The sequence below is a fragment of the Franconibacter pulveris genome, assembly GCF_056780215.1.
In genome coordinates, this window is sequence record NZ_CM165555.1 from 21,676 (window position 1) to 41,466 (window position 19,791).

The 19,791-nt window shown below is 60.3% G+C and carries 19 protein-coding genes; 11 read left to right on the forward strand and 8 right to left on the reverse strand.

What is annotated here, in order from left to right:
• Positions 1 to 144: 144 nt before the first annotated feature.
• From ACU4F7_RS00120 to tisB, 3 genes are all read right to left on the reverse strand, one after another.
• Positions 145 to 765, reverse strand: coding sequence for a histidine phosphatase family protein (locus ACU4F7_RS00120; protein WP_481637781.1), 621 nt, complete (start codon positions 763 to 765; stop codon positions 145 to 147).
• Positions 766 to 795: 30 nt separating this feature from the next.
• Positions 796 to 1,257: a GNAT family N-acetyltransferase gene (locus tag ACU4F7_RS00125; protein WP_481637782.1), complete on the reverse strand. Its 462-nt coding sequence runs from the start codon at positions 1,255 to 1,257 to the stop codon at positions 796 to 798.
• Between the two features lie 102 nt (positions 1,258 to 1,359).
• Positions 1,360 to 1,449 (reverse strand): type I toxin-antitoxin system toxin TisB, encoded by a 90-nt coding sequence (tisB, locus tag ACU4F7_RS00130; RefSeq protein ID WP_034881899.1) that lies wholly within the window; start codon positions 1,447 to 1,449, stop codon positions 1,360 to 1,362.
• Positions 1,450 to 2,461: 1,012 nt separating this feature from the next.
• On the opposite strand from tisB, the gene ACU4F7_RS00135 reads away from it, so the two are divergent.
• From ACU4F7_RS00135 to ACU4F7_RS00155, 5 genes are all read left to right on the forward strand, one after another.
• Positions 2,462 to 2,956 (forward strand): hypothetical protein, encoded by a 495-nt coding sequence (locus ACU4F7_RS00135; protein ID WP_029590071.1) that lies wholly within the window; start codon positions 2,462 to 2,464, stop codon positions 2,954 to 2,956.
• Between the two features lie 172 nt (positions 2,957 to 3,128).
• The gene (tagH, locus tag ACU4F7_RS00140; protein WP_481637783.1) at positions 3,129 to 4,376 is read left to right on the forward strand and encodes a type VI secretion system-associated FHA domain protein TagH; all 1,248 of its coding nucleotides are present in this window, start codon (positions 3,129 to 3,131) and stop codon (positions 4,374 to 4,376) included.
• 53 nt (positions 4,377 to 4,429) lie between these two features.
• On the forward strand, positions 4,430 to 5,401 hold the full coding sequence (locus tag ACU4F7_RS00145; protein ID WP_029590073.1) for a hypothetical protein: 972 nt from the start codon (positions 4,430 to 4,432) through the stop codon (positions 5,399 to 5,401).
• A gap of 91 nt (positions 5,402 to 5,492) precedes the next feature.
• Positions 5,493 to 6,854 carry a serine/threonine protein kinase gene (locus ACU4F7_RS00150; RefSeq protein WP_481637784.1) on the forward strand — a complete coding sequence of 454 codons (1,362 nt, stop codon included), beginning with the start codon at positions 5,493 to 5,495 and terminating at the stop codon, positions 6,852 to 6,854.
• Between the two features lie 80 nt (positions 6,855 to 6,934).
• The gene (locus ACU4F7_RS00155) at positions 6,935 to 8,035 is read left to right on the forward strand and encodes an AAA family ATPase (protein ID WP_029590075.1); all 1,101 of its coding nucleotides are present in this window, start codon (positions 6,935 to 6,937) and stop codon (positions 8,033 to 8,035) included.
• Between the two features lie 8 nt (positions 8,036 to 8,043).
• Here ACU4F7_RS00155 and ACU4F7_RS00160 read toward each other — a convergent pair whose 3' ends face one another.
• The 4 genes from ACU4F7_RS00160 to ACU4F7_RS00175 form a co-directional block, all read right to left on the reverse strand.
• On the reverse strand, positions 8,044 to 9,114 hold the full coding sequence (locus ACU4F7_RS00160; protein ID WP_481637785.1) for a class I mannose-6-phosphate isomerase: 1,071 nt from the start codon (positions 9,112 to 9,114) through the stop codon (positions 8,044 to 8,046).
• A gap of 99 nt (positions 9,115 to 9,213) precedes the next feature.
• Positions 9,214 to 10,071 (reverse strand): glucose 1-dehydrogenase, encoded by an 858-nt coding sequence (locus ACU4F7_RS00165; RefSeq protein ID WP_024556795.1) that lies wholly within the window; start codon positions 10,069 to 10,071, stop codon positions 9,214 to 9,216.
• Positions 10,072 to 10,434: 363 nt separating this feature from the next.
• Positions 10,435 to 11,484, reverse strand: coding sequence for an NAD(P)-dependent alcohol dehydrogenase (locus tag ACU4F7_RS00170; protein ID WP_481637786.1), 1,050 nt, complete (start codon positions 11,482 to 11,484; stop codon positions 10,435 to 10,437).
• 27 nt (positions 11,485 to 11,511) lie between these two features.
• Positions 11,512 to 12,720: an MFS transporter gene (locus ACU4F7_RS00175; RefSeq protein WP_481637787.1), complete on the reverse strand. Its 1,209-nt coding sequence runs from the start codon at positions 12,718 to 12,720 to the stop codon at positions 11,512 to 11,514.
• Between the two features lie 265 nt (positions 12,721 to 12,985).
• Between ACU4F7_RS00175 and ACU4F7_RS00180 the strand changes: the two genes are divergently transcribed.
• Positions 12,986 to 13,894, forward strand: coding sequence for a LysR family transcriptional regulator (locus tag ACU4F7_RS00180; RefSeq protein ID WP_481637788.1), 909 nt, complete (start codon positions 12,986 to 12,988; stop codon positions 13,892 to 13,894).
• A gap of 22 nt (positions 13,895 to 13,916) precedes the next feature.
• Here the strand turns inward: ACU4F7_RS00180 and ACU4F7_RS00185 are convergent, their stop codons facing one another.
• Entirely contained in the window at positions 13,917 to 14,882 is a 966-nt protein-coding gene (locus ACU4F7_RS00185; RefSeq protein ID WP_029590082.1) for a LysR family transcriptional regulator, read from the reverse strand.
• A 111-nt stretch (positions 14,883 to 14,993) separates the two neighbouring features.
• On the opposite strand from ACU4F7_RS00185, the gene ACU4F7_RS00190 reads away from it, so the two are divergent.
• From ACU4F7_RS00190 to ACU4F7_RS00210, 5 genes are all read left to right on the forward strand, one after another.
• Positions 14,994 to 16,217 (forward strand): argininosuccinate synthase-related protein, encoded by a 1,224-nt coding sequence (locus tag ACU4F7_RS00190; protein ID WP_481637789.1) that lies wholly within the window; start codon positions 14,994 to 14,996, stop codon positions 16,215 to 16,217.
• A gap of 8 nt (positions 16,218 to 16,225) precedes the next feature.
• Positions 16,226 to 16,969, forward strand: a complete 744-nt coding sequence (locus ACU4F7_RS00195) for a 2OG-Fe dioxygenase family protein (protein ID WP_029590086.1) — start codon at positions 16,226 to 16,228, stop codon at positions 16,967 to 16,969.
• Between the two features lie 3 nt (positions 16,970 to 16,972).
• A complete protein-coding gene (locus ACU4F7_RS00200; RefSeq protein WP_481637790.1) occupies positions 16,973 to 17,872 on the forward strand; it encodes a DMT family transporter in 900 nt (299 codons plus the stop codon).
• A 252-nt stretch (positions 17,873 to 18,124) separates the two neighbouring features.
• A complete protein-coding gene (gene paoA / locus ACU4F7_RS00205) occupies positions 18,125 to 18,844 on the forward strand; it encodes an aldehyde dehydrogenase iron-sulfur subunit PaoA (protein WP_481637791.1) in 720 nt (239 codons plus the stop codon).
• Positions 18,841 to 19,791, forward strand: coding sequence for an FAD binding domain-containing protein (locus ACU4F7_RS00210; RefSeq protein ID WP_029590092.1), 951 nt, complete (start codon positions 18,841 to 18,843; stop codon positions 19,789 to 19,791). Before paoA ends, ACU4F7_RS00210 begins: the two co-directional genes overlap by 4 nt.

Here is a 19,791-nt window from a genome sequence, read left to right on the forward strand (position 1 = left end):
TATTTTAGAGGATGCGTCTGGTTAATAATAAAATGCGAGAGGAATATACCGTAAAAAAGGCGATTAGCCAGTCAGTAAGGCGGTTGTGCCGCCTGAGAGCAGGCAGCTTTTATAAACGGCTTTCGGAAAGATTTATTGCCAGTCTTACAGACAACCAGCCGCCAGCAGATGCGTGGCGTGGCCCCAGCTTAAGACGCTCAGCTCGCCATTGTGAACCTCGATCAGCGAAAAGCTGCCGTTCGCCGGGCTGTAACGGGAAAAGGGGTCGGCGAGTTTTGCGCCATGCAGCCGCCAGAGCAGCGCGGCCAGGGTATTGCCATGGGTAACGGCGCAGGCGGTTTCGCCAGGCAGCGCCTGCGCGTAGTCCAGCAGGGCGTGATAAAGCCGCTCGCCCGCCTGGCGGGCGCTTTCACCCTGCGCCGGAACGGCGTCGATATCACCTGCCAGCAGCGCGCCGCCGCGTTGCGGGTGCAGCCGCAGGACATCCTGAATCATCATGCCCTGAAACTCGCCCAGATGTTGTTCATGCAAGCGGGCGTCAATACGCAACGGCGCCGCGTGATGCTGGGCAACGGCGTGGGCGGTAGAAAGGGCGCGGGTCGCGGGCGAGGAAAGCACCGCATCTATACGGTAACCCTCGAGCGCGTCGAGGAGGGCTTCATTCTGCGCCAGACCGCGGGCGCTGATGCCGCTCTCCCGCTGGCCCTGCAGGAGGCCGCGCTCGTTCCACTCCGACTGCGCATGGCGTACCACAATAAAACGCACCGGCAGCTCCTTATGAAAAAGGCTACCTTATCATGCGGCGGGCGGCGTGGAGAACACCAGGCGGTGCGTGATTTGCGGGTGCGCTTCAACCGGCGTAAAACCGGCGCGCTGGTAAAACCGGAACGCCGTTTGCGGCGCGCGAATATTGAGGTAGTCAAAAAACTCGCGCGCATGTTGCGTTACCGACGAGAGCAGCACATGGCCGACGCCCACGCCGCGCACCGGATGGCTGACATAAAGATGGCGCACGCGTCCGGCGCGAGGCGTTTCATCGTAAGGGTCGCGGTTTAGCCCGCAGACGCCGACCAGCGCGTCGCCGAGGAAAGCGCCGAGCAGCGTTTCGCCCGGCGCGGAAAAGAGATTGCTGCCGTCCAGCCAGTGGGTGGAAAGGCGATTAAGCATATTGAAACCCAGCGCCTGGCTCTCCTCGCGCAGGCGCTCGAAATCGGCGCTGTAAGGGGTGACTGACCTGATGGCGATAATGGATGACATCCTTCCCTCCTGTTTTCGCTTTGTGAGTAGCGAAGCCGTGTTAAAGGGGGGCGGTTGCCCGCCCCCCTTAGGTGCGGCTTGAACCTGAGTTACCGAAGGCGTTTACCGAAGGTACTTCAGGACAGCATCAAGCAGTTGCAGCAGCGCAACCATGAGTTTGAGGATGAGGATAACCCAATCCACAGCGCTCATACGCGTCTCCTCTGGTCAAGGAGCACGCAACTGACGTACCTCTCCGCTGCCTGTTGCCAGTTGCTTTGTTGGCGTAACACAGTGTGCTCTCACGGGGTTAAGGCACTGACGGCACCACCCGTTTCAGCCAGGACTTGTTTCGCGCCCGTAAGTTGCGGCCCCGTCTCGCACGCTGTGACAGCAAAATCAGTATAGATAAACACTGTATAAATTAACAGTATTTTCTGGACAAGAAAAAGAAACCTGGATCATACTGTTGAAAAGCCACTGTCACGCCGCGCGCAGAATTGCGATAGCGGTCAATTCGTCGTATAGTTAAAAAGTTGACGTAACACAGTGTGCTTTACGGCTACCACCCGTAAACAGCTGAAAAAACCCTGCCCCAGCGGCGGGGTTTTTTGTTTCTGCTCGCCTCTTCTTTGAGCTTAGCGAAAAGAGACTTTTTTTCTGCCTTTTCGGGCTTTTTCTTTCATTCGAAAAAATTAATGCAACCGCTTAATGTAGCCCGCTTTACGCTTTGTTTTACCTGGGCTACATATTGTGTGAGCCGTCAGGCAGAAAAGTTTTCTCTACGGGGAAATACCGGGGCTTTAAAGCTTTGCGTTTTTACTTAATCTCGTTTTCTTTATTTAGTTTTATGTTCCAAAAAAAGAGATTAGATTCGCCTTAATCGGCACATAGCCGTGCAATACGCGGCGGCGAATTACTGCTTTAAACTAACTAGCGCTTTGTAATGAATGGCTTATGTGATTTGCAGATAAGCGAAGCGGTACAGCCTGAACGCTAAAATGTGAAGCCGGGAGTATTGAATTCCTTAAGCGCTCACTTAAAAATAGCAGCCTCTTGTGCGGCTTATTTGATAAAGTCTGGGCGCGAGTTAACGATTGCGTACGCGGCACCCCGCAGCGGCGCGTTAAGCCGTTTTTATCAGGGCGCGTTAATTAACAAAAAACGAAGCCCTGCCGCGCGTATTACTTTGTGCACGATACTCTGTTTGCAATGGAAGAAGCTGATGATGATGCGAATCGTAGTAGTCCTGGTCGTTGCGTTGGGCCTCTCCGGCTGTATGGCGCCTGCGCGTCCTCCCATGACGGATGACACGATTGTGACCAGCCAGGTGAATGGCGTAACCCTGACTCACCGGTATGCGGTAACCCCGCCTCAGGAATTTACACCCGTTAATCAGGATTACCGGGCGCTTTACCCGGCCTCGTTAATGAGCCGTCCCGATTTCGGCGGCAACGTCATCCGCCAGCTGGATAATGGCAAAACCTATAAGGTGCTGGGCCAGGTGGAGCATGCCTGGATGGCGTTGGCCGATGAAGGCAAAGAAGAGCTGATTGGCTATGTGCCTGCGCGCGCGGTGGTAAAAAGCGAGCAGTATGACGCGACGGTTCGCCGCGACAGACCGCGTCCGCGTCGCGCCAGCAACAAAACCTGTGTTGCCGTGGATGGCGCCAGCAAAGCCTGTAAGAACGCCGCGAGCGGCACCTGGATTATTGACTAATTCCGCCGTTGCGGCGGGAAGAACAATAAGACAACGCAACGCCAGGCTATGCTGGCGTTTTTCGTTGCCATTCTGAAGGCAGACGCCTGACGTCTGCCGCAATTGGATCTTTTTGCAGGATACAGCACCCGCAGGGGTTTCTGCACAGTACATTACCAGGCAGGAAAATGTTATGCGATTCACTCTCGTTTCCGTAAAACCGGGCCACAAGCCGCCGCAGAGCAGCTGCGAGTTTAACGCCCCGGGCGGCACGATTGGCCGCGGGCCTGATAACCATCTGGCGCTGCCGGATAACGACCGCCTGATTTCCCGCCTGCAGGCGCTGGTGCATGTCGCGCCGGACGGCGAGTGCCGCATCACTAACCTTGGCGCGGCGGCGATGGCTATCAACAACAAGCCGCTGGAAAAAGGCGAGCAGGCGGAGCTTCAGGATGGCGACAGGCTGACGATTGCGGAATACAGCATTGAGATTGCCGATTTTATTTTGCACACCCAGCCGGTAAGCCGACTGGCAAGCCTGGGCGCGGGCAATGAGCCGCCGATAAAGCCCGCCGCGCCCGTAGCCGTTGAGAACGCGCCCACCTCCGTGCCTGTGGAGATATTGCAAAGCCTTATCAAAAACTACGCGGTTGCCGACAATATCTCCCGGCAGTTGCCGCAGGCGGCGGCCGCGTCGCCTGAGGCAAGCGATCCCGCGCGCGCGTCGCAGGAAAATAGCGAGTCGCCGGCTATCAAAGCCCGCCTGCGCATTCAGCCGCAGCCGCGCGAAACCGCAAAAACGGCGGGCTGCGCGCAGGGCGAGGCGCTGGAAGGCGAACTGCTGACGGCGCTGCTGGAAGGATTAGGGCTTCACGACATTCATACGGTTCCCCGCTTCGATAGCGAAAAAATGCGCCAGCTGGGGGAAATGCTCAGCATGTTCGCGCAGGGAACGGTGGCGCTGCTCGCCTCGCGATCTATGCTTAAGCGCGACGTGAAAGCCGACATGACAATGATGCTGGATGACGCCAATAACCCTTTCAAGTTGCTGCCATCCGGCAAATCGGTATTAATGCAGGCGTTCGCCACCGCCATGCCGGGATTTATGCCGCCCACTAAAGCTGTACATGACGCGCTGGTGGATCTCCAGGCGCACCAGATTGGCATGATTTCCGGGCTGCACGCCACCAGCGAAGCGATGCTCGCTTCTTTCGACCCGCAGGCGCTGGAGGAAGAGGCGATGCGCGAAGGCTCGCTCTTTCGCCTGGCGTTGCCGGTGAGCCGCAAGGCGGCGCTGTGGGATGCCTTTGTCGCCCAGCACAGCAGCGCGGCGGACGGCAGCAATGAAGTGAATGCCTTAGTCCGCGAGGCTTTTTTGCAGGCCTACGAGCGGGAAGTTAACCAGTACAAAGATTCGCAGAGCGAAGCGGAAACGCTCTGAGCGCCGCGCGGCGGCTCAGCATTCGTAATGGCTACAGACTTACAAGGATTTTTATGAAATTTTGGTTGCCCGGTCTGGCCTTGCTGGCGTTGTCAGCAGCAGCGCAGGCGGAAAATTACCGCATAGTGCAATCTCCTTCGCAGAAGCTGGATGTCTGGATAGACGATCTGGCGGACAACACGCCGCAAAGCTGGTGCGCGAAGGAGCTGCCGCTGCGCATTGTGGCGAATGGCGATAAGCGCCCCGTGCTGCTGAAAACCTTTATGCCGCGCCTTGGGGCGCTGCTGGAAAACCAGTGCGCGGAGCTCGCGGTGGTGCGCTGGCAGTTTACCTCGCCGGAAGGGGACCTGCTGGCGCAGGGTACGGCCAGTAAAACGGCGGACTGGACGCCGGTGGTGCTGCCCGCCGCCGCAACCGACACGGCTGGCGAAGCGGCGCCGACGGGCCGTCCTGAAGATCTCTCGCCGCTGGCGGACAGAACGCCATGGCTGGAGTTCACCCTGCAGGATGGCTGCCACCTGCGTACCTTCTGGCAGGATAACGGCAGCGTGCCGGCTATCTTTATTCCGGCCAAGGCGGACGGCAAATGCGAAAAAGGCGGCTGGCTGAACGGCAGCAGCGAAGTGGTGCAGGTGAGCCACAACACGCAGAGGAAAATGACCATGACCTTCGTGCATGGCTTCCCCGTCAGCGGGCTGAATACCCGCGCTGACGCCGACAGCCTGCTGATTACCACCGTGAATAATGAAAGGATGGTGGTCAGCGACGGGCGCGCCAACCAAAGCTGGATGATTTTACCTTACTCTGCGGACCTCAACGGCTGGCTGGCGGACGGCACGGTGGCGGTCGAGATGTCGCGCGCGCAGGCGAGCGACGATGCGCGGTTGCGCGCCCGGCTCGAGGCTATCCGCAAAGTCTGGTCCGGCTATCTGGAGCCCGGCGCGAGCCTGAAGATCCTGCTGGTGGATTCGCTCTCGCCGCTGCTGCGCGACCCGGCGGCAGGCGCTTACCGGGTCGTTAAATAATGCCGATTATCACGCTTCGCGCTGCCGTTTTGCCACGGAGCGTGACCAGGGCCTGGCGGATGTCAGGCCTGCTTAAAGAGAACCTTGCAACATGACGGACAACGCGAACAAAAAAGTATCTGAAGCCTTACCGATCGGTTACCGGTTTAATGAGTTTGAGATTCAGGAAGTGCTGGGCAGCGGCGGTTTCGGCATCGTTTATCGCGCCTGGGATCACCAGCTTGAGCGCGCCGTCGCCATAAAAGAGTTTATGCCCGCCTCGTTCGCCATGCGCAAAGCGGACCTCAGCATCGGGCTTCGCGGCGAGCGTTTTGGCAAAGCCTTCAGCGCCGGGTTAACCAGCTTTATCGACGAGGCGCGCCTGCTGGCGCGTTTTAATCACCCGGGTCTCGCGCAGGTGCTGCGTTTCTGGGTGCAGAACGACACCGCTTATATCGTCTCTCTGTTCTATGAAGGCGTTACGCTGGGTCGCCTGCGCGAGCAGCACCCGCAAAAACTGGATGAAGCGGCTATCCGCCGCCTGCTGCCGATGTTGTTTGGCGCGCTGCGGGCGCTGCACAAAGCCGGTTATCAACATCTGGACATTTCGCCGGACAACATCCTGTTGCAGGAGAACGGCCTGCCAGTGCTGCTGGACCCAGGCGCCGCCCGCCGCAGCATCGGTAACGTCACCGATGAAACCGAAACGCTGCTGCGTCCGGGCTACGCGCCGGTCGAGCAATATAACGATGATGAAAACGCGCTTGGCCCGTGGACGGATATCTACGCGCTGGGGGCGGTGCTGCATACGCTGATTGTCGGCTCGCCGCCGCCGGTGAGCGTGGTGCGCTCCCTTCAGGACAACTACCAGCCGCTGGTGGAGCGCAAGCCGGAGGGCTATTCGCTTTCGCTGTTGCAGGCGATAGACCGGGCGCTGGCGCTGAAAAAAGAGGGGCGTCCGCAGTCGGTGGATGAGTTTGCCGCGCTGGTGGATCTCCCCGTCGGCGGGCACGACGACCTGCTGAATGCCGATAAGCCGGGCACCATGCTCATTCCGCTGGAAGAGCATAAGGTGGCCGTGACGGGCTGGAGACGTTACCAGACGGCGGGTATGGTGGCCGCAGGCGTGGTCGCCGGGATTATTATCGGCGGGCTGCTGTTTAGCGGCGGCGCGCCGCAGAGCGCTCAGCCGGAAACGGCTGACGTTGACCGCCCGCAGGAACAGCCCGCGACGGCGCAGCCGCCCGCCGCTACCGGCGAACAGCAGGCGCTGGTTTACGTGCGCATTCGCGAAGGCGAACAACTTTTGCTGAACGGCAAACCGCAGGCGGTGGTGCCGGCGGCGAACGGCTTCGCGGCGCTCCAGCTTTCGCCCGGCCAGTACGCCTTCACGCTGAAAAATCATGACCAGATCCGCAGCCAGAGGCTCACCATCGGGCAGTCCGGCACCTGGCTTATCAATCCGCAAAGCTAAACCCGAGGGCGCCCGGCGCCCCGCCTCTTTCCGCGCTTTTTCCGCTAAGCTGTTAACGTCACTCACGTAGCCGCCACGTTATGATTAAAAGTCTTTATATTGAAAACTATCGTTCGCTTCGCCGCGTTTCGCTGGAGCTTGAGCAACTCAATATTGTTTTTGGCCCCAACGGCAGTGGCAAATCCAATATCTATAAAGCGATACAGCTGATGCACAGCGCCGCGCAGGGCGCTTTTTCCCAGGCGTTGTCGCGGGAAGGCGGCATTCTTAACGCGCTGTGGGCGGGCAGAAGCCGACAGCAGGATGTACGGCGGATGATCCTTGGCGTAGAGACGGACGATTACGACTATGAGTTGCAGGTGGGGTTTGTGGAAAAGCTGCCCTACCCGACGCTGTTTCAGCTCGACCCGGTCATCAAAGAAGAGAAAATCTGGCTCAGCAATCAGCGCCGCCGTCCTTCGGCGCTGCTCATGAAGCGCCAGAACCAGGCGGTCTTTCTGAGCAATATTCACCATGAGAAGGTGACGCACAGCGGCGCGATTTATGAGAACGAATCGGTGTTCGGGCAGCTTGGCGAGCCGCATCTCTACCCGGAGGTATCCCAGGTGCGGGAGATGCTGCGCAACTGGCGCTTTTATCACGAGTTCGCGGTATCCGGAAACTCGCCGCTGCGCGAGCCGCAGGTCGGCTTTCGCGCGCCTGTGCTGGCAAGCGACGGCGCGAACCTTGCGGCCGCCTTTCAAACCATCGTCGAGATTGGCGATGAGGATTTGCTGAACGCAATTCTGAACGCCGCTTTTCCGGGCAGCCGCTTTTATTGCGATAACCCCGGCGGGCGCTTCCAGTTGCTGATGCAGCGCGAAGGGCTAACGCGCCCGCTCGAACCTGCCGAGTTTTCCGACGGCACGCTGCGCTTTCTCTGCCTGGCGGTGGCCTTGCTAAGCCCGCGCCCGCCTGCCTTTATCGCCCTGAACGAACCGGAAAACAGCCTGCATCCGCAAATGCTGCCTGCGCTCGCGAAGCTGATAGCCGAGGCGAGCCGCTGGACGCAAATCTGGCTCACCAGCCACTCGCCGGAACTGGCGCGGCTGGTGCAGCAGCATGCCGCCTGCGCGCGCTACCAGCTCGCTATGAATGAAGGAGAAACGCGCGTGGAGCGGCTCTCTTCATCCACGGCTTAATCTGCGGATTAGCGCAGCGTGTCCTGCACGTCGCCCAGCCGGCCTGTCTCTTTTTCGCTATACCCGCGTGCCCGCAGCGGTTCGATAATATCGCGCGCCAAATCCGGCACGTAGCCCACCAGCATTTCGCCCGCGCCGCAAAAGGTCACTCTGCGAAGCGCGGCGGGAAGCAGGCAGCTTTCAGCCCGGCCCAGCGTCAGCGACTCGCCTGCCGCCTTAAGCGTGAGCGGGTCGCCAAGGTTGGAGATGATTTGCGCGCCCCGGAAGGCGTAGTCGTTGTCGCTGGAAAAGCGCCAGCGCTCAAGGGCGAAGTAAGGCCCGGCGCAGCAGACGCGCCGTGAAAAATGCGGGCTCTCTTCAATCACCAGTCCCCGTTGCGGCGCAGTCGTCAGCTCAGGGCGTAGTTCGTCCAGCAGCGCATCGATATTCTTTTCTCGCTCCTCATGAGCAATCGCGCTGCCGTCCTCCATGCGCCACGGCATCGCGTGTTGCTGAATATCCGAGGTCTGCTCTATCTCGTAAATCAGCGTATCCGGCCCGAAAGCGTGCAGCAGGCCGCCTGGAACATAAAAGGTGTCGCCCGTTCTCACCGGCAGGCGGTGCATGACCGCGTCGTACTCTTCCGCCAGCAGGGCGCTTCGCAACTGCGCGCGGCTGACGCCGGGCTTGACGCCGGCAAGGCAGGTCGCGCCCTCCGCCGCCCATAAAATATGCCAGGCTTCGGTTTTGCCGTTGGGCTGCTGCTCCAGACGCTGCGCGGTTTCATCATTAGCATGCAGGTGAACCGGCAACATGCCGCTGCCGTCGATAAACTTGGTGAGTAGCGGGAAATGCGGGCCGCGCCAGCCGGGGCCGACCAGCTCCTCCGGGTAGCGCTGCGCCAGTTCGCGCAGGCTGATGCCGGCAAGCTCGCCGTTTTTCACCGTCGCTATCTTGCCGTCTACATCGCTCACTTCCCAGGTTTCGGCAACGCGCCCGTCGGGCAGGTCGGCTTTGCCAAGGCGCGTTTTGATAAGCTGACCGCCGAACACGTGCGTGGCTATCGGCAGGGTCAGCTGTAAAGGGTAAGCTTTCATCATTCAGCTCCTTACAGCAGGGCCTGCTCTTGTGCTGAGCATAAAACGGAAGGGGTAAGAGCAGGGGAACGCCATGAGGCCGCAGCCCCATGGCGCAAAACATCAAATAACCGCAGTACCACCGGTCACGGCGATAGTGGCGCCGGAGATATAGCTCGCTTCGTCGCTTGCCAGCATCACGTACGGCGCCGCCAGTTCGGCAGGCTGACCGGCGCGCGCCAGCGGCACCTGGCTGCCGAAGCTTTTCACCTGCTCGGCGGGCATGGTGGACGGAATAAGCGGCGTCCAGATAGGGCCCGGCGCAACCGCGTTAGAGCGGATGCCTTTTTCCGCCAGCAGGGCCGCAAGGCTGCCGGAGAGGTTGACGATAGCCGCTTTGGTGGCGGAATAGGCCACCAGCATCGGCTTCGGCGAATCGGCGTTTACCGATGCGGTATGAATAAGCGACCCGCCTTTCGGCATATGCGGTACGGCGGCTTTACAGATGCGGAAGGTGCCGTAGAGGTTGGTCTTAATGGTGCGGTCAAACTCGTCGTCGCTTATCTCATCCAGAGAATTGCGCGTCTGCTGGAAAGCGGCGTTATTGACCACAATGTCGATTTTGCCGAAGGCTTCCACGGCTTTATCCACCACCGCCTGGCACTGCGCCAGCTCGGTAATATCGCCGCTCACCAGCACCGCTTTGCGTCCGGCCTCTTCAACCAGACGCGCCGTCTCTTTGGCGTCTTCATGTTCATCAAGGTAAGAAATAAGCACGTCCGCCCCTTCACGGGCGTAGGCGATAGCGACCGCGCGGCCGATGCCGGAGTCGCCGCCGGTAATAATCGCCGCTTTACCGGTCAGTTTGCCCGAGCCTTTATAGCTGGTTTCACCGTGGTCGGGCTGGGGTTGCATATCTTTGGTGGAGCCAGGCCAGTTCTGCTGTTGTTCAGGAAATGGGGGAGTAGGATAGTTCGACATCGTTTGATCTCCTTTTCTGACAGCGTAGCCGCTGGTGGAAACAACGCAGCGCAAGGGCGCTGCGACAAGGAATAAACGAGCCAGGCGCGCCCGAACTCGTCAAAATGAATGTTAAGCGTAGTTCATAAATCGGCGGCGCTGCATCGGTTTGCCAAAACCACAGGTTATTGAAAAGCCTTGAACCGTTTCGTTAAGGTTATGAAAAGCGAGGCGGGAAAGGACGTTTAACCCTCTGATCTTTTGAACTATTTAAGGCGCGCTGGTGAGGGGGCGCGCGCGGCGTCTGGCCCGCCGCTTCAGATTAGTTTTAAAACGTCCGAACGGCAGCAAAAAGGGCGGGACGAACCCGCCCGGCAACGTGGCTTATGCGCCCAGCGTGGCGTTATCGATAACGAAGCGGTATTTCACATCGCCTTTCAGCATGCGTTCGTACGCCTCGTTAATCTGGTCGGCGCGAATCAGTTCGATATCGGCGACGATGTTGTGCGCGGCGCAGAAATCGAGCATCTCCTGAGTTTCCGGAATGCCGCCAATCATCGAACCCGCAATCGAGCGGCGTTTGAAGATCAGGTTGAACACTTCCGGGGATGGGTGCGGGGAAGCCGGCGCGCCCACCAGCGTCATGGTGCCGTCGCGCTTGAGCAACGCGGTGAAGGCGTCCAGGCTGTGCGGCGCGGCCACGGTGTTGAGAATAAAATCGAAGCTTTTGGCGTGGGCTTGCATCTCGGCTTCATTGCGCGAAACCACCACGTCATCCGCGCCAAGGGCTTTCGCCGCGTCACGCTTGGATTCAGAGGTGGTGAAAGCGACAACGTGCGCGCCCATGGCGTGCGCCAGCTTAATGCCCATATGGCCGAGACCGCCAATGCCCACCACGCCGACTTTCTTACCCGGCCCCGCCTGCCAGTGACGCAGCGGCGAGTAAGTAGTAATGCCCGCGCAGAGCAGCGGCGCTACGGCGGCGAGCTGGGATTCAGGGTGACGAATGCGCAGCACGTAACGCTCATGCACCACTATCTGCTGAGAATAACCGCCCAGCGTATGGCCCGGCGCGTCCGGCGTCGGGAAGTTATACGTGCCTGTCATATGGTCGCAGTAGTTCTCCAGCCCCTCGTCGCACTCTTCGCAATGTTTGCAGCTGTCGACAATGCAGCCCACGCCGACCAGATCGCCAGGCGTAAAGCCAGTGACCTGCGCGCCGGTTGCGGTTACGCGGCCGACGATTTCGTGTCCCGGCACACAGGGGTAGAGCGTGCCCGCCCACTCGGCTCGCGCCTGATGGAGATCGGAGTGACACACGCCGCAGTAGTCGATGGCTATCTGCACGTCGTTCGGGCCGGGTTCGCGACGGGTAATGGTCATCGCTTCCAGCGGCGCAGTGGCGGAATAAGCGCCAATTGCATTGATTTTCATTGTGATAACTCCTGTATTGTCAGGCCGTCAGACGGCGCGTTTTTTCTCGCGTTGGCGAGTCAGAAAAGTCAGCAGGGCGGCGGCCAGCAACAGCAGCGCGCTTAAGGTAAAGGCGCTCTGGTAGCCGCGAAGGTCGAAGGCCAACCCACCGAGCGTGGAGCCGAGCGCGATGGAGAGCTGCACGGTGGCGACCATCAGCCCACCGCCCGCTTCGGCGGCCTGCGGCAGGGTTTTCGCCACCCAGGTCCACCAGCCGACCGGCGCGGCTGTCGCCACCAGCCCCCAGAAGCCGAGCAGCGGCGCGACGAAAAGCAGGCTGTGGCCAAAGACCATCAGACCGCCCGCTATCGCCATCATCAGTAGCGGAATAGCGACCAGCGTGGCGTAGAAGCCTGCCCGCAGCAAGCGGCCAATCAGCAGCGTGCCCATAAACCCCGCTACGCCGATGAGCAGCAGGGTGAGCGACAGGGTAGAGACACTCACGCGGGTGACGGTTTCAAGGAACGGGCGCACGTAAGTAAACAACGCGAACTGGCCCATGAAAAAGAGACCGCAGGCCGCTACGCCTGTCACCACCAGCCGGTTTTTCAGCAGGCTGAGCACGCTTACGGAGCGTTCCGCGTTGGCGTCGGCGTTGGCGCGCATAGCGGGCAGGCTCATCCATTGCCAGATAAACGCGGCCAGCGCCACGGGCGCGAGGCAAAAGAACGCGCCGCGCCAGCCCACTATCGAACCCAGCCAGCTTCCCAGCGGAGCGGCCACCACGGTCGCCAGCGCGCTGCCGCCGTTAAAGACAGCCAGCGCGCGCGGCACCTGGCGCGTGGGCACCAGCCGGATGGCGATGGCGGCGGACATCGACCAGAAGCCGCCGACCGCGACGCCAATCAGCGCTCGCCCTGCCAGATAGACGGGATAGCTGGGGGCGAAGGCGATAACCACGGCGGAGATAATCATCAGCCCGGTCATCCACAGCAGCAGCGTTTTACGGTCCATGCTTCTGGCAAGCCAGCTTATCGACAAGCTGGTAACAACCGCCAGCGCCCCGGAAATGGCGATGCCCTGGCCCACCAGCCCTTCGCTGACGCCAAGCTCGCGGGAGACAGGCGTCAGCAGGCTGACAGGCATAAATTCCGATGCGACCAGCGCAAAAACGCATAGCGTCATCGCCAGTACGCCGCTCCAGTAAGCGGGCGGCTGTTCAGTGCGGGTTTGCGTTTCATCGTGTTGCGTTGTCATGGTGCTCCTTGTTCCGGGAAGCTGGCGCGCAGGCAAGCCGTAGCCGGGGTTTGTCCATATGAACAAAGCCTGACGAGAGATTGAATTATTGATGGCGCCCTAAAAGGCCGATGAGCCTGCGTGTTACGGCATAGCGATGCCGCGTTTTTTCCGCGGGCAGGAAAGTCATGGCGGAAGTTTTACACGCAGGGCTTGTGCTGACTAGCTAATGAATGCTTAATTCGCTTATAAATAGTTCTTATAAATCGCACTTGCAGGAACCCGTATGAAACGTAATCTTAACGACCTGCTCTCGTTTGTGACCGTGGCGCGCGAAGGCAGCTTTACCCGCGCCGCCGCGCAGCTTGGCGTCACCCAGCCGGCGCTGAGTCACGCGGTAAGCGGGCTGGAGGAGCGGCTGCAAATCCGCCTGCTGACGCGCACCACCCGCAGCGTTTCTCTGACCGCCGCCGGGGAGCGGCTGTTGCAGGCTATCGGCAACCGCTTTGATGAAATTGAAGCGGAACTGGATATGCTGACTGAACTGCGCGATAAACCCGCCGGCACGGTGCGTATCACCTGCGGGCCGAACGTCCTGCACACGATCCTGCTGCCTAAACTCGCCCCGCTGCTGCGCGAATATCCCGATATTAATCTGGAATTCGACGCTAACCACGGCTTTCGCAATATCGTGGCGGACCGCTTTGATGCGGGCGTGCGAATGGGCGACACCATCGACAAAGACATGGTCGCGATGCCGATTGGCCCGTCGCTGCGGATGGCGGCAGCGGCCTCGCCGGACTACTTCGCCCGCTATCCCCGGCCGCAAATCCCGCAGGATCTGATGAAACATAACTGCATCAACATGCGGATGCCCGCCTCCGGCAGGGTTTACGTCTGGGAATTCGACAGCGACGACGGGCCGGTGAACGTGCGGGTAAACGGGCAACTTATCTTCAACACGTCCGCCCATATTGTGGACGCGGCGCTGGCCGGGCTCGGCATCGCTTTCCTGCCGGAAGAGGAGTTCGGTTCGCATATTGAGGAAGGCAGGCTGATACGCGTGCTGGAAACGTGGTGTAAGCCTTTTCCCGGCTATTACCTCTATTATCCCAGCAGAAAGCAGCCTTCTCCCGCCTTTTCGCTGGTGGTGGAAGCGCTGAAAACCAACGCGTCGGGAAAAGAGCCACGCTAACGGCGTTATCCGTTCAGCCGCTTCACCCTTCCTGCGCAGGCGGGTAGGCGCGGGCGCGGCGGTTCAGGTCGCTGTCGGCGATTTTCTCGGCGAGAAAATCGATCAGCACCCGGCACTTCGGCGGCAGAAAACGGTTCGGGTGATAAAGGATCCAGGACATGCCGTAGTAAGAGGTCGTGTAGTCCCACTGCGGCAGCACCTCAACAATCTGCTTCGCCTCAAGCGCTTCGCGGGCGACAAACCACGGCAGGCAGCCGATGCCGAGACTGCTGAGCACCCCTTCGAGCCGCGCCCGGCTGTGGTTGGTGACATAGCGCCCGCGCACCGTCACATTAACCCGCTCCTGAGTATGCAGATGGCGGAACTTCCAACAGTTATCGCCGGGGATCTCTCCAAGATAGAGGCAACTGTGCAGCGCCAGATCGCTTGGGTGCTGCGGATAACCGCGCTTTTCAAGGTAGGCGGCGGTGGCGCAGATAATATGGCTGACCCGGATAAGCGGCCGCGCCGCCAGCCCTTCCGGCGGGGTGTCGGTGATGCGCACCATCAAATCGAGGTCGTCGCCTATCAGGTCTACCGGACGATCGGTCAGCCTGAGTTGCACATCCACTTCCGGGTAGCGGTTTAAGAACTCCTCAATATGAGGCGCTATCAGCCGCATGCCGAAGGCGCGCGGCGCGCTGATTTTCACCATTCCCTGCGGCGCTTCGTTGATGCGCTCCGCCAGCTCCAGCACCAGTTTCGCCGACTGCACCATCTCGCAGCAGCGGGCATAAGCGTCGGTGCCCGCCGCAGAAAGCTTAAGCCGCCGCGTGGTTCGCTCCAGCAGCTTCACCGACAGCGCCTGTTCGAGGCAGGCGACCTGGCGGCTGATGGACGATGCCGTGGTGCCGAGCTGTTCCGCCGCGGCGGAAAAACTGCCCGTCTCCACCACTTTCACAAACACCGCCATATACGGCAGCAGCCCCATGTATTGATTTGTTCTCATAGCGCAAGAGTCTTGTTTGTTTACCCCGATTATTCACCGAAGCGGGATAGCCCATAATCGCCCCGTGGCACGTCACAGAAAACCGACATACAACCTGTAAGGAAAGCGATAATGAAGCGTTATCAGCAAGTACGTAGCCTTGAAGATCTCTCTTATGTAGCCCGCCAGTCAAAGCATATTCTGACGTTGTTTAGCGGTGGCGTTGACAGCAGCTACCTGCTTTACAAACTATCGCAGACCGGTTGCAAAGTCACCGCGCTTACCGTCGATCTCGGCGATGGCGTGGACGCCGACGACCTGCGGCACATCACCGGCTTTTTTAACGTCGACTTAAAAATTATCGATGCGCGTGAGCAGTTTGCGCGGGAGTTCATTATCCCCGCTATCCGTGCGAACGCGCAGTACATGGGCATCTATCCCATCAGCTCATCGCTTTCCCGACCGCTCATCGCCCGGCTGGCGGTGGAGATGGCGCAAACGCTCGGCTGCGACGCCATTTTGCATACCGCTAACCAGTCGCAAAACAGCCTGCGTCGTCTTAACGGCGCGCTGAACCAGCTCAACTTCAACGGCTTTATCGGCAGCCCCTACGAATACTCGGCTTTCAGCCGCGAAGAGAAAATCCAGGCGCTGGCGCAGGCGGGGCTGCCGCGCTTTCAGGCGCGCGGCATCAGCGGCGACGCCAATATCTGGGTTCGCGAGTACGAATCCGGCGCGCTGGATAACCCGGAAGATTTCATGATGCCGGAAGCGCTGTTTAAGTGGACTTCCTGCCGCAGCGCTCAGCCGGACGAACTGCTCTCCGTCTGCTTTGAGCGCGGCGCGCCGGTGGCGGTCAACGGGCAGGCTCTGCCGCTGCTGACGCTTATCGAGCACCTTAACGCGGTTGTTGGCCGCCACGGCATTGGCCGCTTCAGCGGGCTGGAGCACCTTGAAGGCGGCGAGAAAGTGCTGGAAGTGCGTGAAGCCCCGGCGGCGATGCTGCTGATGGCGGCGTTCCGCCATCTTGAAACCGCCACGCTGGATGCCGCGCTGCTGCGCCAGAAGCTGGCGCTTGAGCAAACCTGGGTGAACGAGGCGATAGAGGGCCGCTGGTACGGCATGCTGGCCGCCTCTCTCGCCGCGTTTATCCGCACCAGCGCCGAGGCGGTAAGCGGCACCGTGTTCTTTAACCTGCGCAGCGGCGTGGCGGATCTCGCCGCCATTAAAGCGCGCGACCCGCTCTACCTGACCGATCGCGACGGCTGGGAAAAACAGATTGCCCGCGTGCGCGGCAGCCGTTCTCTCGCCGATCTCTCTCCTTCTTTGACGCCTGCTTACTCATTAACTGCCTGAGGTGAACCATGGAAACAATCAGTCAATATTACGCTCTGCCGACCTGCTCGATTAACCATGCGGCGCAGGCCATCAAAAACGACGGCTGGATTTTCATCGCAGGCGACGAACTGAAAGACGATCTGGAGCTGGGCGAAGAGCATATCTCCTCGTTTTCCCGCTACTGGGACTCGCTGGCGCGCGATGAGTTTATGGCGGATAACGGCACCTATCGTTACCGCCGTTACAGCCAGTTTGAACTGCGCGACCCGGAGGGCGAACTGAAGCTGCTGGCGCACGAGCCTTACTCGCAGCCTAAAAACATCAACACCTTAAACGGTGGCGTCGATCGCGTTTATCCGCCGCTGGAAGAGGGGTTTATCAACCATCCGCTGTTTATCTCTATCCTGCGCGGGCTGGGGCGCGTCTTTAATCAGGCGGAAGGGGAAACTTGCCGGTGGCGCATTCGTCTGCACCCTTACCGCATCCTGACGGACGCCGAAGAGACCGGCAAGCCGACGCCGGAAGGGCTGCATCGCGACGGCGTGGATTACATCGCCATGATGCTTATCCGCCGGGTGAACGTGTCGGGCGGCGTCACCACCGTGACGGACAACGCCCGTAACGTGCTGTGCACCAAAACGCTCAGCCAGCCGCTGGATGTGATTGTGGCCGACGATCATCGTGTCATGCATGAGGTCACCCCTATTCTGTGCAGCAAAGGCTCGCAGGGGTATCGCGATGTGCTGGTGATTGCCTGGGAGCGGGAATAAGCGATGAGCGTTCAATGTCAGGTGCAAAATACAACCTTACGCTACGCCGACTGGATGCTGCTGGCGGTGGCCGTGGTCTGGGGAACCAGCTACGGCATCGCCAAACAGGCGGTGTTGTTCTACCCGGTGGTCGGCTTCTTGTGCATTCGCTTCATGCTGACCTTTTTTATCCTGCTGCCCACGCTGAAAAACTGCTGGCGGCAGGCGACCGGGCCGGGGCTTGTGCTGGGCGCGGTGCTGCTGGCTATTTTTTTGTGTGAAACGTACGGCGTGGCGCATACCACCGCCAGCAACGCCGCGTTTCTGATAAGCCTTTGCGTGGTGTTGACGCCTTTCGTCGAATGGCTTCTCTTTCGCAAGCGGCCGGAAAATACCGCCTTCATCGCGGCGGGGGTATCGCTGTGCGGGGCGCTGCTGCTGACCGGGAACCTCGCTATCGAGATGAACACGGGCGATGTGCTTATCCTGGGCGCGGCGCTGCTGCGGGCGGTCATGGTGTGCCTGACGAAGAAACTGATGCAGCATCGCAACGTGCCCTCGCTGGCGCTGACGGCGGTGCAGACGGGCGTGGTGGGAGCCGGTTCGCTGATCCTGCTGCTGGCGACGCAACACGGCATTCCGCCGCTGCCGCAACATATCAGTTTCTGGGGCGCGACACTCTATCTGGTGGTGTTCTGCACGCTGTTCGCCTTCTTCGCGCAGAATTACGCGGTGAAGCGCACCACGCCGACCAACGCTGCTTTGCTGATGGGCACCGAGCCGCTGTTCGGCGCGCTGTTCGCCGCGCTCTGGTTAGGGGAGAAATTAACCCCGGCGTGCTGGATTGGCGGGTTGCTGATAGTCGGCGCCTCGCTCTGGGCCACACGTCCGCGTCAGAGCTGGGCGCTTCCGGTGGGTAATTGACGAATGAACAGGGCGCCGCCAACGGCCGCCCTGTTCGCCCCTTTTTCTTTGCGCGTCATAAACCCGTTGCGGTTTACGCGCCTGTTTCAGTCCATTTATAAATTTTCCTCATATCGCTAATTACCTTCCCGCCGCCGCCCCGCCGCCAGCGCCGACTATTATTAACTGTTCGTTATAAAAAAAACCGCGCGATGCAGCAGCGGCGAGCGTGCCTTTTATCCCTTTCAATTTAAAAGATACTGGAGGCCTGGCATGAGCAACCAAGGCGATGAAGATAACAAAGGAGGTCCGCAGGATGCGGGCGTTTACAGCAACGCGCAGGCGATCGGCGAGCACGATTTTAGCCTGACGCGGCGGGAGCTTATTAAAGCGGGCGCCGCGACGGCGGCAACGGCGGCAGTCTCTGCGAAAGCGACAGCCGCCTTCGCAGGCGAAACGCCGGTGACGCCCGCCCCGGAAGTGCTGCCTCTACGGCTGAAAGTGAATGGCGAAGTGCGGCAGCTGGAGGTGGATACGCGCACTACGCTGCTGGATGCGCTACGCGAAAACCTGCAACTCACCGGCACCAAAAAAGGGTGCGACCACGGCCAGTGCGGCGCCTGCACCGTTATCGTGGATGGGCGGCGCATTAACGCCTGCCTGACGCTTGCCGTGATGCACCAGGATGCGGAAGTCACCACCATCGAAGGCCTCGGCACCCCGGACAACCTGCACCCGATGCAGGCGGCGTTCGTTAAACATGACGGCTACCAGTGCGGCTACTGCACGCCGGGGCAGATTTGCTCTTCCGTCGCTGTGCTGAAAGAGATAGAAGCGGGCATCCCAAGCCATGTCACGCTTGACCTGGTTTCCCCACCTCAGATGACGGCGGATGAAATACGCGAACGTATGAGCGGCAATATCTGCCGCTGCGGCGCCTATTCCAACATTCTTGCCGCTATTGAAGAGGTTGCCGGAGGGGAGAAATCATGAAGGCTTTCACGTACGAACGCGCTGCCACGCCTGCCGACGCGGCGGCCAGCGCTAAGCAACATCCGGGCGCAAAGTTTATCGCGGGCGGCACCAACCTGCTGGACCTGATGAAGCTTGAGATTGAAACCCCCGTCCACCTGATAGACGTGAACGGCCTGGCGCTGGATAAGATTGAGCCGACCGCCGAAGGCGGCCTGCGGATAGGCGCGCTGGTGCGCAACACCGATCTGGCGGCGGATGAACGCGTTCGCCGCGACTACGCCGTGCTTTCACGGGCGCTGCTGGCGGGTGCTTCGGGCCAGCTGCGAAACCGCGCGACCACAGCCGGCAACCTGCTGCAGCGCACCCGCTGCCCCTATTTTTACGATACCAATCAGCCCTGCAACAAGCGGCTGCCCGGCAGCGGCTGCGCCGCGCTGGGAGGCTACAGCCGCCAGCTTGCGGTAGTGGGCGCAAGCGAGGCCTGCATCGCCACTCATCCGAGCGATATGGCTGTCGCCATGCGGTTGCTCGATGCCGTAGTGGAAACCGTGAACCCGGACGGCAGCGAGCGCCATATCCCGGTGGCAGACTTTTACCGCGCGCCGGGCAACACGCCGCATCTGGAAACGGCGCTGGCGCCGGGGGAGTTTATTACCGCCGTCACGCTGCCGCCGCCGCTCGGCGGCACGCATATCTATCGTAAAGTGCGCGATCGCGCCTCTTACGCCTTCGCGCTGGTCTCGGTCGCCGCCGTGGTGCAGCCCGACGGCACAGGCCGCGTGGCGCTGGGCGGCGTGGCCCATAAGCCCTGGCGAATTGAGGAGGCGGACGCTCAGCTCGCTCACGGCGCGCAGGCGGTATATGACCGGCTGTTCGCCGACGCGCAGCCGACGCCGGAAAACGAGTTCAAGCTGACACTGGCGAAGCGCACGCTCGCCTCGGTGCTGACGGAAGCGAGGGCCTAA